Origin of the sequence: Christiangramia echinicola DSM 19838, assembly GCF_000423065.1 — a bacterium.
Taxonomy (GTDB): Bacteria; Bacteroidota; Bacteroidia; order Flavobacteriales; family Flavobacteriaceae; genus Christiangramia; species Christiangramia echinicola.
Window position 1 is genome coordinate 1 of sequence record NZ_AUHG01000002.1, and the last position, 14072, is coordinate 14072.

A 14072-nucleotide genomic window follows, 5' to 3' on the forward strand; every position below is an offset into this window, starting at 1 on the left:
GGAACCTGTCCAGTATTGGTTGCCGGAACTTAAAGCCGGAAGCTCATAACTATCACAACGAGTCACATCATCCAATTCATCGGCAACTGGTGTATCGTTGATAGTAACCTCAAAATCAGTTTGATCAGCCTCACAAGCCTCTGTTTCAGGAGCATATATATAAATTGTTTGAGAACTGTTGATCAAATCTCCAGCCTCCAACATGGTTCCGGTACCACCAGAACCTGTCCAATATTCATTACCGGCGCTCAATATTGGTAGTTCATAACTATCACAACGCGTTACATTATCGAGTTCGTCTGCCACTGGTGGCACAGGAGAATTACCAGAGACCCCTCCTGTACACTGAGTTGGATTAAATGGATCGGCACAATTTGCTATAGCGGGATTATCTAAAGCAACAATATCAATATCATAACTCGTCCCTATTGCATATGTTAGTGTAAATTCACCTTCTACAGGTCCACCTTCTCCAAGGTTTTTTAAACAGATATCCTCAGATATACTTAAAGCATTTGGATCTGATGCTGTAAATTGAGCATTAGTACCTGATATTGGAACCACCACCTCATAAGTTTCAGAATCTATACAATTAATCGTTTCATCTCCTACTACCAGAGCACAGATGGGAATATCCCCATCACCACAACCAAATCTCGCTTTAAAATTATTTATAGTCAAATTTCCATCAGGATTCTGATCCCATATAGCCAGATAAAAGTTTGTAGGCTCTAGAAAATCTACATTCCCCACAGGTATAGTATTCCAGGTATTCGAAGATTCAACTCCACAGGAGACAAAGGAAAGACTGGAACAATCACCGCTTAGATCATCTCCAGCTAATTCACTATAGGTAGTGAAAGCATCATTACGTTCAGAAACATATAAAGCCCAGCCTATATTATCTCCTGAGTTGTCATTTATCTGAACCTCAAAACTCCCAGAATAAGGTCTTACATCAAAATTGAGCCAGACAATAGGTTGGCCATTGGTTGGATTATCTGGCGCTACAATATTCCCGGTACTTGGATTCACACAACCCCCTCCCTCTACATCAATTAGAAATGCTGAGCTATTGTATACAGCATTATTAAAAGGTGAAATTTGTGATTGAGTTTCCGCAGAACTACCACATCTAATAATTCCATTAGGAGCACCCGCATTGGGCGCATCATTAATAGAACCATCCGTTCCTATCCAGGTGGAACCTCCTTCCCAACGATTTGCACCCTCACAGGGTGTATCAACCTGAGCCTTGACTCCAGTACCTACGATTAAGAAAAACAGAAGCATAGGCACCAAGGTTCCTACCCCTGTTTTTAAATTTCTAATACGGACGATGGCTAGGCAAAACCAAATCCATTGTCTACATGTAAAATTCTTCATAATAAAATAGTTTTTAAATGGTTAGACCCTAAACATAGGTTCAAGTGAACCGATAGGAGGTTTTTCAGATTTTTCTGGAGCGAAAATCAAAATTTGAAAAGGGTTAACAACCTGAATCTAAAAGGATCAGGGAAATACCTAAAAAGGTATACCGTCTACCGGGGGGAAGAAAATTTATCGATTTGGGAGGGTTTTTAACTTCAGAATCAAAAATTCATCTGAAACCAAGATTATAAATCAAGAATTTAATTCAACTGGCCAGAAATGGTCCAGTAACCTTCAACGGGGGGAGTAAGTACAGATTTTAGGGGGCAAGAAATAAACTATCTGGAAGTTGCAGGATGACCTCTTTGTAATAATAGTTACTTCAAATATAAAATATTTAGTATTAAAAATCTCAACAACAACATTTTAAGCGTTATACTTAAGGATTAAAATCAAAAAATAAGGGTTTTCCCTTATTAATAATCGTCTAATGAAAAAGGCAGCCAAATGGCTGCCTTTAACTTATTAATTCAAAGATTATTTAGATGAAATAATTGTTTTTGAGAAACTTTCCCTGTCGGTATTCACTTTTATAATATAAGCCTGTCCAGACCTTACAAACGAACTAACATTCAAGTCATTAGTATTCCCTGCGGAAACACCTTTAAACTTAAAGTTTTGAAGCATCTGTCCGTTTAAATTAAAGAACTGAATATTCACATTCGATGTATATTCAAAATGATACTGAACACTCACCTGGTCTACAAATGGTACCGGCGACACACTGAATCCACTTGAAGCGGCATCAGCTAAAAGACTTGCAGGTTCCCCATCACATTCAGGTGAGGTAGGTGCAGTGGTTGCTGAAGTTCCGCCTAATGGACATCCGGCCTGGTTTAATCCGTCTAAATAGTTTCCGAATGATCCCGACTCTCCATTGGCGAACGCATCGTTTACATCACTAATTAGACTCTCAACACTGGAGTATGTGAATCCAACTTCGGTACTACAGGTGTTTAATAGTGCAGCAACCGACTGACGGCCAAGGTTGTAAACACCTCCCCCTCCAACATTCAATACTTCCAGTAAGCTTAGACTGGCTATCGCCGCTGGCGCATCTGTAAAGATATCACCATAAGTATCACAGGTTACGTAGGCATCACACCATCTATCGGTATGGTTTTTCCAATACCCCAAAGTACATCCTTCGTTTACAACACAATTTTCAGGCGGATCTACAGTTACAGGATCTTCAGAAATACAATTATTAGCATCCCTGGTATATACGGTATAATTTCCAGCAGCTAATCCGTCAAAAATGTTGGAAGCCTGATAGCTTATATCGTCTAATGAATACTCGTAAGGAGGTGTACCTCCGGAAGCATTCACCGTGATCGCTCCATCATTGAATTCACAACTTTCAGGAGTTGGCACAAGATCCACTACTAGTTCCAATGGTTCATCAAGCATGATATTCTCCAGCTCGAATTCACAACCATTAGCATCGGTAGCTGTCACGCTATATGATCCTCCACCAATATTCGTTCTGTCTTCTGGGTTATTGTCACCTTCAAGATCTGCCCAATCATAGGTATAAGGTGGTGTTCCTCCGCTAATAGTTATATCTATAAAGCCATCTGTGAATCCGAAACATGTTGGATCCATTGAATCTGTTACTTCACCCTCTAAAGCTGGAGGCTCATTAACCAGAATATCGTTCAGGCTATACATACAACCGTTCGCATCGGTTATCGTAACTGAATAGGAGCCGGCAGCAATTCCGGTACGGTCTTCCGGATTATCATCTCCTTCAAGATCATCCCAGTCGTAAGTATATGGAAGAGTTCCTCCACTTACACTGATATTAATAGCTCCATCACTAAAACCGAAGCAGCTAACATCTTCTACAGAATCTACCTGAGCTTCAAGATCTGACGGATCTTCCACTTCAATATTTTCAAGTTCTGTAGTACATCCATTTGCATCTGTAATTACTACTGAATAGAATCCGGCAGCAACACCAATACGATCTTCCGGATTATCATCTCCTTCAAGATCTGACCAGTTATAAGTATAAGGAGGGGTTCCTCCACTGGCGGTGATATAGATCTCACCATCTTCAGAACCACTACAGGTTGCATCTATTACATCGTCTACCTGGGCAAGTAATTCATCTGGTTCGTCTACTGTAATATCTTCCAGGCTAACGGTACAACCATTTTCATCGGTAATAGTTACTGAATATGTACCGGCAGCAAGGCCACTCCTGTCTTCAGGTTCGTCTGCCTCTGCCAGGTCATCCCAGTCATAACTGTATGGAGGGGTACCTCCTGATACCGAAATATCAATCGACCCATCTTCAAATCCGAAGCAGGTAGCATCCGTTACATCATCTACCTGAGCCATCAGTTCATCTGGTTCATCTACCTGGATATCATTCAGAATGGCAGTACAACCGTTTTCATCGGTTACGGTTACAGAGTATGTTCCTGCAGCAAGACCTGTTCTGTCTTCTACATTATCATCTCCTTCAATATCTGCCCAGTCATAGGTATATGCCCCGGTTCCTCCTGAAGCAGTAATCGAAATTGCTCCATCTTCAAAGCCAAAGCAACTAACATCTGTAACATCGTCCAGGACTAGCTCTAGAAGTAGTGGTTCTTCAATTTCAACAGTATTACTGGTAGTGGAACAGGTAAGCTCTTCTTCTGCCTCCAGTGAAGCAACCACATAATATTCACCAGGTCCAAGACCTGTAAAATTACTTCCATCGGTATTACTGTCTATAAGAATATCATCCCCTTCGTTATTTACCTGATACAGTTCAAGAAGATCATATCCACTGGCACTGCTAATAGAAACTACTCCATCATCTTCTCCGAAACAACTAATATCTGTAGAACCAATTTCTATAGCTGGTGAATCATAAATTGTAATAGTCACCATTGCTCTTGGCCCTTCACATTCATCTACGGTACAACTAGCCCAGAAAGATGTGGTTTCGGTGATCTCTCCAGGAGAATATTCTGCGCCGGTAAATAATAAAGTTCCACCTTCAGCGGCATCATACCACTTAACCGTACCTTCACATCCTGAGGCAGTTAAAGTGCCATCCCAGGAGTCACATGCCGACTGATCTGCCAGCTCCGGTGCAGGAGGGGTAAGGTCGATGGTTATTTGAATAGGTTTTCCCGGAAAGTCTTTTAACTCAGACTGTGCCGAGTTACCAGAAGTACGTGTTCTAACAAACAAAGTACTTAAATTAACGCAGGCATCTTCTGGAAAGAAAGAAGAAACGTTCACCGCTCCTTCGGCCCACTGATTAATGGAATACTGATAGAAACCTGCTTCATTAATTGGATCCTGATTATAAATGGAGTAAGGAACTATAGTCATTACATCATTCTCGGTTCCAAAAACAGTTCCTTCTGTAGGTGTGAAAGTTTGATAGATAAAGCTATTACCATTGGCTACCCAACGCCTGGTGACCACAGTGGCTGCCCCTCCTCCATTGGTGAATTCTATGGTAACAAGAATATCTCCCAGAGTTCTACCTCCATTGGGTCCTAATGACTGAAATGTTCCTCCGGGCTGCTGAGTTAAAGGAGCCTGCAGAATCTCAAAATCTATATAACTACTCCCATTGGTTACCTGCCTGTCTGCTGCAAAAGCCAACCAGAGATCTCCATCAACTCCAAATTGTATTGTGGGATCGGCAAACGAAAAATGCGCAATAGCGGTTTGGATTTCATTCTTGTTAGGTGATGAACCGGTTCCCCAGGTATATGTATTAGGGTTATCATTGATCTTATTCGAACCGGTGAAAATAGTAGGATCTGCATTGGTAATATTATCCCTGAAAAAAGTGGTTTGACCGGGATACACATAAAAGGATTCAGGGAAGGGTTGATCTGGTAAACCCTCGGCAATACCATCAGACGCGGAAGGCGGGAAAACGCCCCCTGGATCGGCTGTTACAGGATCGGTTCCATTTTCGAATAACCAGTCTCCGGCATCGGGGTTATCTCCTGCCACCCTAACAAAGGCATTTCCATCTATTGCCAATCCTCCTTTAGGCTCCAGCATGGGAGCAAGACCTTTGATATTGGTTTGAGCTTGCAAGGAAGAAATATTAAATAAAAGTAAAAGAAAAGCCAGAGGCTTTATAAAGGTCCAAAAGCCAGCCTTAAAAAATTGCCAGCTTACATCATTTTTTGTTGTTCCGGGTCCTGAACGGCCTGGAAGAGTAATAACTCTCATAATCATTAATTTTTGGTTATTGTAAGAATCTTCATGTAGGGTATAACCCTGGGAGTTCGCCGAATATGCCGGTAAAAAATGCTTAAAATTTTTAGATGAGTAAAATAGAATCTAATACAGGGGGGACAGTCTATGCTGAAAAATGAAGAAAGTACTTAACTAACATCATCCTGCAGTTAATATGATCTCAAAGTAACAGGTTTTAAGATCTGGAGGTTACATAGATCTTTAGGTGAAATTCAGAATAATTTTTGGGGCATTACAAACTTCGTGGGGGGATAATACGGTCTCTGAATTTTGAAGTCGACTCAGCAGACTCATGAATCAGTGAATGAAGAATCACTGATTAAATTGATCACCATAAATTTACAAAAAATGAATCTAAGTTCAACTCTATATATCTGATTTTTAAATATTTAATTTCTTTTGGTTTATTATAAATTGTTTAATTCCCAGACATAAGAAAAAAAATCTCTGTCGGTTTCTATTCTCATAATATAGACTGCATTCGATCTTAAAGCGAAGTCTATATTGATCTGAGTTTCATCACCATTAGTCACCTGCTTATCGGCATAGGCTCTTAATAATGATCCATTAAGATCGAAGAAAACTGGTCAATTGAATGCTCATTGTTAAGGATTACACAAATCGAAGGAAAAACCTTAGTCATTAAAAAACCCGATGTTTTCCGTTATTCATTTCTCAATTACAATGAATAATTTTAGGAAATTCTCATTTTATACACCTATAATTATCAATGCGTAAAAACTTGGTTTAAAGCCTGTTATTCTAATAAAAGTTCATTCGGTTTTCTTTAACTTTAAAAGAATAATTTAGAATGAACACGTATGAAAATGAAAGAACAGGGACTCTACTCCCCTCTAAATGAACGCGATAATTGTGGAGCAGGATTTATTTGTAATCTAAAAGGCGAAAGAAGTAATAAAATAATACATAATGCCATAGACATTCTGGTTAGACTTGAACACCGCGGTGCAGTAAGCGCCGATGGTAAAACCGGAGATGGTGCAGGGATCTTAATAGAAGTTCCTCATCTTTTCTTTAAGAAGGTCTGTGAATTTGAAATTCCGGAATCCAGGGAATATGCCGTGGGAATGGTATTTCTTCCGAAGAATAAGAATCAGGCCGAACTTTGTAAAAAAGCTTTTGAAGACGAAATTAAAAAGCAACAACTGGAAATTCTTGGCTGGAGAAAGGTGCCAGTAAATCATTCCTGTCTGGGGAAAATGGCTAGCAGAGTGGAACCTGCAATACAGCAGGTATTTGTTGGCAGGCCAGAAAAACTGGATGATCAAAGTTTTAATTCTAAATTATATACAGCCCGTAAGATCGCTGAACACAGCATAGAAAATTCCGGATTGGCTCAGAGTGAATATTTCTACTTTTCAAGTCTTTCCACCAATACCATAATATATAAAGGTCTATTAATGCCCCAGGACATTAATGATTATTATAAAGATCTTAAAGATCCTGATGTGATCACCAAACTAGCTTTGGTACATCAACGATTTTCAACTAATACCTTCCCTACCTGGGACCTGGCGCAACCTTTCCGATATATGTGTCACAATGGGGAGATCAATACACTGCGCGGAAATCTTAGCAGGATGCGAGCAAGAGAAGAACTTTTTGAAAGCGACATTTTTGGAGAAGACATCAAGAATATTCTTCCCATAACTATGGAAGGAAAATCAGATTCCGCCTCTATGGACATGGCGCTGGAATTGCTCTTACAAACAGGAAGATCCTTACCTGAGGCTATCATGATGATGGTCCCTGAAGCCTGGGAAAAGAATCCATCCATGAACGCCGATAAAAAGGCTTTTTATGAATACAATGCCTGTATAATGGAGCCATGGGACGGCCCTGCTTCCATACCGTTTACAGATGGGAATTATATTGGCGCATTACTGGATCGTAACGGCTTAAGACCTTCAAGGTACACCGTAACTAAAGATGGTTATGTGGTGATGTCTTCGGAAACAGGGGTTTTGGATATCAAACCAGAAAATGTTCTAAAGCATGGTAGACTAGAACCGGGGAGAATGTTCCTGGTAGATATGATCGAAGGCCGAATTATTGAAGATGAGGAAGTAAAGGCAAAAATAGTTTCAGAAAGGCCTTACCGGGACTGGTTGGATGATAATCTATTACCTCTGGCAAAGGTACCATATACAGGCAATCAAACTCCCGTTGAAGACATACCATATGTTACCCGCCTAAAACTTTATGGGTATACTTACGAGGATATTACTACCATTATTTCCCCAATGGCTTCGAAGGCTAAAGAGGCGATAGGTTCTATGGGTACAGATATTCCACTGGCAGTACTTTCAGATAAACCACAATTATTATTCAATTATTTTAAACAGCTTTTCGCCCAGGTTACCAATCCTCCTTTAGACGGAATAAGGGAAGAGATCGTCACCGATATTAGCCTGTCATTAGGTGAAGATATTAACCTTTTCAAGGTTATTCCTGAACAATGTAAAAAACTTAAAATTCAGAATCCGGTTATTTCAAATGAAGACCTGGATAAGATAAAATATATAGACTATCCCGGTTTTAAAGCCAGATCTGTTTCCATGCTTTATGAAGCCGATAAAGGAATGAATGGTCTGGAAGACCGGCTGGAAGAAATGATCACCGAAATCAAAAATGCTGTTGATGATGGTTGTAACGTGATTATCCTGTCTGACCGGAATATGAATCCAGAACTAGCGCCAATTCCATCACTCCTTGCCTGCTCTTTTGTTCATCATAGAGCTAAAGATCATAACAGAAGGTCGAGCTTTGGAATTGTGATCGAATCTGCCGAGCCAAGAGAGCCGCATCATTTTGCAGCATTATTCGGCTATGGTGCCAGTGCGGTTAACCCTTATATGGTAAATGAGGTAATATATGATCTTGTAAAAAGAAAAGAGATAGATGTGGAAGATCCTGAAGTAGCCGTGGAAAACTTTAATGTCGCTATCGGAAAAGGGATCGTGAAGATCATGAACAAAATTGGAATTTCTACACTTCTCTCCTATCGAGGATCTCAGATCTTCGAGATCTTAGGGCTGAACAAGAAATTCGTCAATAAATATTTTACAAATACACCTACCAGAATTGAAGGGATAGGACTGTACGAGATAGAAAAAGAAATTCAGAAACGCTATCAGCATGCCTTCTTTCCGCCAGAAACAGAAACAGATCTTGACCTGGAAATGGGTGGAGATTATCGCTGGAGAAGAAATGGAGAACGTCATGTTTTTAATCCGGCCAGTGTAGCCAAGCTTCAACAGGCGGTTAAACAGAATAGTTATGAAACCTATACCGAATATTCCAGTATAATCAATGAGCAGAATGAAAAGCTCATGACTTTACGAGGAATGTTCAAATTCAAAGAATTAAATCCTATTCCTATTGAAGAAGTAGAACCCTGGACCGAGATCGTAAAAAGATTTAAGACCGGAGCTATGTCTTTTGGTTCTATTAGCAAAGAAGCACATGAGAACCTTGCTATTGCCATGAATAGGATCAAAGGTAAAAGTAATTCGGGTGAAGGTGGTGAAGATGCAGATCGTTTTCAGAAAGACATTAACGGAAACTGGAGAAATTCGGCCATTAAACAGGTAGCTTCGGGAAGATTTGGAGTTAGTATAGACTATCTTACCAATGCCCGGGAGATACAGATAAAAATGGCCCAGGGAGCCAAACCCGGTGAAGGTGGACAATTACCTGGAGCAAAAGTGAATCCCGATATTGCCAAAACGCGGAATTCCACACCATATGTTGGATTGATCTCTCCTCCTCCACACCACGATATTTATTCTATTGAAGATCTTGCGCAGCTAATTTTCGATCTGAAAAATGCCAATCGTGAGGCCCGTATCAATGTGAAACTGGTTTCTAAAGTTGGAGTTGGAACCATTGCTGCCGGGGTTGCAAAAGCAAAGGCAGATGTAGTTCTAATATCGGGATATGATGGAGGAACAGGAGCTTCGCCTTTAACCTCTCTAAGACATGCAGGTTTACCTTGGGAACTTGGAATTGCTGAAGCGCAGCAAACATTATTGCTCAATAACCTTAGAAGCAGGATCGTTGTGGAATGTGACGGACAGTTAAAGACCGGTCGTGACGTTGCCATCGCTTGTTTACTGGGAGCTGAAGAATTCGGTTTTTCAACTGCTCCTCTGGTGGCAACAGGATGTATCATGATGCGTGCCTGTCATTTAAATACTTGCCCAGTGGGTATCGCAACCCAGGATCCTGAACTTCGTAAGAATTTTAAAGGAACACCTGAAAACGTGATCAATTTCATGTATTTCATCGCTCAGGAATTAAGAGAGATCATGGCGCAGCTTGGCTTCAGGAGTATGAAAGAAATGGTTGGCCAGAGTCAGAAAATAGAAATGAACCGGGCAATAAAACATTATAAAGCCCAGGGAATCGATCTTTCAAATATTCTGCATAAGCCAGATATCAAGGATGGAGTTCCACTTTCTAATACCGAAAAACAGCTTCATAATTTAGAAGGAGTACTTGATTTTGAAATTCTGAAGCAGGCGCACCCAGCGATCTACAGGAAGGAACCAGTGACACTAAGCTATCCTATAAGTAATACGAATCGTACCACTGGAGCAATAATCAGCAATGAAATTTCCAAAATTCATGGCTCGGTAGGATTACCAAAGAATACACTTACGCTGAATTTTAATGGTTCAGCCGGGCAGAGTTTTGGAGCTTTTGCCGCCAAAGGTTTAAACCTGAATATCGAAGGTAATTCTAATGATTACTTCGGAAAAGGACTTTCCGGGGCAGTTCTTTCCATTAGAAAGCCAAAGGCAGCGACATTCAAATCCCAAGAAAATATCATTATTGGAAATGTCGCCTTATACGGCGCCATAAATGGTGAAGCATATATCAACGGAATTGGAGGAGAACGTTTCTGTGTAAGAAATTCAGGCGCAAAAGCGGTCATTGAAGGAATTGGGGATCATGGTTGTGAATATATGACTGGTGGTGTTGCCGTGATCCTTGGAAAAGTGGGTAGAAATTTCGCTGCCGGAATGAGCGGTGGTATTGCTTATATTTTTGATCCGGAAAATGATCTGGACAGGAACAATTTCAATATGGAAATGATAGAACTCGAGGCTCCTTCCGAAGAAAACCTTCAGGAACTGGAAGAACTTATCGTAAATCATTATCAATATACAGAGAGTGAGGTTGCCAAAGCCATTTTAAATGATTGGGAACTGGCTGCTAAAGGATTTATAAAAATTATGCCTGCAGAATACAAAAAGGCGCTACTGAAGCTTGAAGCAGAGAAACAGAAAATAGAAGAAGTAGATCTTAAAACAGTATAAGAATGGGTGAATTAAGAGGATTTTTAGAATACGATCGCAAAGAAGAAGATGATATAAGGCCCGAGGAGAGGCTTAAGAATTATAAAGAGTTTCACAAAGAACTTCCCACTGAAGAACTTAAAAAACAAGGTGGGCGTTGTATGGATTGCGGAATTCCGTTTTGCCATAGTGGTTGCCCACTGGGGAATCTTATCCCGGATTTTAATGATGCAGTCTATAGAAATGAATGGCAGAAAGCCTTGAAGATTTTGCATGCGACCAATAATTTTCCGGAATTTACGGGTAGATTATGTCCTGCACCATGCGAATCGGCATGTGTATTAGGCATTATAGAGCCTCCTGTGGCCATTGAAATGATAGAGAAGTATATTGTAGAACGAGGATTTAAAGAAGGCTGGATACAGCCGCAACCGCCTGCTCACCGTACAGATAAAAAAGTGGCCGTTGTAGGTTCGGGGCCTGCCGGGCTTGCCGCAGCTCAACAACTTAATAGAGCAGGTCACCATGTTACCGTATTTGAAAGAGATTCAAAAATAGGAGGACTTCTAAGATATGGTATTCCAGATTTTAAAATGGAAAAGAAAGTTATAGATCGCAGGTTAGACCAAATGGAAGCTGAAGGGATAAAATTTGAACCCAATACAGAAGTTGGTAAAAACTATTCTATTGAAGAGCTTAAAAGTTTTGATGCGGTAGTATTATGTGGTGGAGCTATAGAAAGTAGAAAATTACCTATTCCAGGTTCTGATGCTGAAGGTGTGGTGCAGGCAATGGAATTCCTGAAACACAATAATGAGGCTGTAGACGGACTTCATGAGGTCGAGGAAAGATTGAATGCTTCCGGAAAAGATGTGATCGTTATAGGCGGTGGAGATACTGGCTCAGACTGTGTGGGTACTTCCAACAGACATGGAGCAAAATCTGTTACTAATTTTGAGATCATGCCGCTTCCGCCGGAAAAAAGATCTTCAGAAAATCCGTGGCCTTACTGGCCGTTTACCTTAAAAACAAGTTCTTCTCATGAGGAAGGCGTGGAAAGGAACTGGAGCATTCAAACAAAAGAATTCGTAAAGGACGATGCAGGGAATTTAAAAGGACTAAAAACTGTACAGGTAGAATGGATTAAAAAACCAGGACAAAGACCGGAATTAAAGGAGGTTCCAGAAACCGAAAAAGAATGGCCATGTGACCTTGCCTTACTTTCCTTAGGTTTTACCGGCCCGGAAAAAAGCCTTGGGGAGCAACTAGGTCTTGAATTGGATCAGAGAACCAATATAAAAGGTAAAAAGGATTTTAGCACTAACGTGAAGAATATCTTCGTCGCAGGTGATATGAGAAGAGGCCAGTCTTTGATCGTCTGGGCAATTTCCGAAGGAAGAGAAGCTGCACATCACGTGGATAAATTCCTCACAGGAAAATCAAAATTGCCTATTAAAGGTGAGGGAGATCTTCCTACTCCATAAAAAAAAGCCCCGCTTAAAGCGGGGCTTTTTTTATTCTATAATTTCATTTTACAAACCTAAAAGTCCAGTAAAAGTAATTTGAAGATTAACTTCAGAATTGGCATCTACAGTGAATCCGCTTAAGTCAAGGCTGCTGGCCGTACTGGCTTCAACCATACCCGAAAATTCAAGTTTTCCGTCGTCATCAATATCAGAATAAGATGCAAAATGCAGTTCATAATCTCCTTCTTCCAGGAAGTGAATTTCAAACTCACCATTAGAATCAGAAACTACAGAACTACTTACGGCATTTGAGAAATTAATCCCTTCATTGTTCGCACTGCTCTCAGATTCATCAAAAGAACCTTCCTGATAAGCATAAGCAACAACCACTTCACCATTAGCTTCACTAGTATTGTCTACACTACCCGTCACAATACCCGTATCGGCTTTATTGACCGCTCTGATATTATTTTCAAGCTGTGATTCAGAAACAAATGAATAAGTTCCAGCATCCTGCTTTAAACTCTTACGAAGATCAAAGTCAAGAACCAACTCGTTTTGAGCGTCTGCGAAGATCTCTGCCTCATCACTAATATTAATCTCTGTAGCAGTAGTGATCTCTTCTTTAGCTCCCCCAGATGTCATCACATAATTCCCTGGGCCATTCTCTGAGGCATCTGTTTCAGATAAAGTTAATGTAATATCTGAAGCGGTACCTGCTTCCAGATCAAGTTCACCGAGAAGTTCCGTTCTACCCTTGGTTAGACTGCTAATTTCGATAGTGGTCTTGTTGAATCCTTCAATAGATTCTCCATTAATCATTACATCGGCAACAGTAATGAAAACAGCATCTACTTCAGCATCATCCACAGGAGAATCTGTAATATATACCGCGGTAGAATTCATTTCTTCCCCGTTCCCTCCATTATCTAAAGTATCATCTTCAGAACATGAAGCAAATAAAATTAATCCTAATATCAGACTAAATTTAGTTAGGTTTTTAATAAGCATAATTGATTTAATTTTTGCGTTAATTTAAAATTTAGCGGAAACGTGTTGCACGTTATCCCCGAGTTAGAGAAAAACAAGTTCCCTGCCAATATTTCCAATTTAGCAGTAAATCATGGTACTTTTCTTACAGCTATATGCCAAAATATTGACCGTCAAGTCTCTATTTACGAACAAATACCTGGTATTTAAGATAAAAAGTTTAAAATCGCTCAAACACTGGAAGAGTTTGTAGAATTGATACACAATTTTGATGAATTCTTGCATTTATAAAGTAGTCGTGTATAAGGAGGCAGTCAAAGCTTGACTTTCGGGTATAAAAAAACCCTTCATCGATATGATAAAGGGTTTTCAAGAAGAAGGCGGCGACATACTCTCCCACAATACAGCAGTACCATCTGCGCTAACGGGCTTAACTACTCTGTTCGGGATGGGAAGAGGTGAGCCCCGTTGCTATAGCCACCTTAAAAGGTAAGTTATAAGCTTAGGCTTAAAACTGTGTCTCTCGACACTAATATCTTTGACATACTTAAGAAACAAAAAATAAGAAGAACTAATAATGCACTATAAAATAAGCATTTGGCGGTCTCGAAGTTTTGCAGCTTCGAGACCATCG

The 14072-nt window shown here is 40.2% G+C and carries 5 protein-coding genes and 1 rRNA gene; 2 read left to right on the plus strand and 4 right to left on the minus strand.

The genetic code is table 11. From position 1 onward, the window contains the following. Positions 1 to 1386 (minus strand): hypothetical protein (locus G530_RS16335; protein WP_156888575.1); only part of this gene is annotated, 1386 nt, incomplete at its 3' end. Positions 1387 to 1908: 522 nt separating this feature from the next. After that, positions 1909 to 5631, minus strand: a complete 3723-nt coding sequence (locus G530_RS0100190) for an Ig-like domain-containing protein (RefSeq protein WP_026932609.1) — start codon at positions 5629 to 5631, stop codon at positions 1909 to 1911. 848 nt (positions 5632 to 6479) lie between these two features. Between G530_RS0100190 and gltB the strand changes: the two genes are divergently transcribed. Continuing rightward, positions 6480 to 11003 (plus strand): glutamate synthase large subunit, encoded by a 4524-nt coding sequence (gene gltB / locus G530_RS0100195; RefSeq protein WP_026932610.1) that lies wholly within the window; start codon positions 6480 to 6482, stop codon positions 11001 to 11003. Positions 11004 to 11005: 2 nt separating this feature from the next. Further along, positions 11006 to 12466 (plus strand): glutamate synthase subunit beta, encoded by a 1461-nt coding sequence (locus tag G530_RS0100200; RefSeq protein ID WP_026932611.1) that lies wholly within the window; start codon positions 11006 to 11008, stop codon positions 12464 to 12466. Between the two features lie 48 nt (positions 12467 to 12514). Here G530_RS0100200 and G530_RS0100205 read toward each other — a convergent pair whose 3' ends face one another. Both G530_RS0100205 and rrf read right to left on the minus strand, forming a co-directional pair. Further along, positions 12515 to 13459 carry a DUF4382 domain-containing protein gene (locus G530_RS0100205; protein ID WP_026932612.1) on the minus strand — a complete coding sequence of 315 codons (945 nt, stop codon included), beginning with the start codon at positions 13457 to 13459 and terminating at the stop codon, positions 12515 to 12517. Positions 13460 to 13813: 354 nt separating this feature from the next. Then, positions 13814 to 13923, minus strand: a 5S ribosomal RNA gene (rrf, locus tag G530_RS0100210). Between the last annotated feature and the right edge of the window lie 149 nt (positions 13924 to 14072).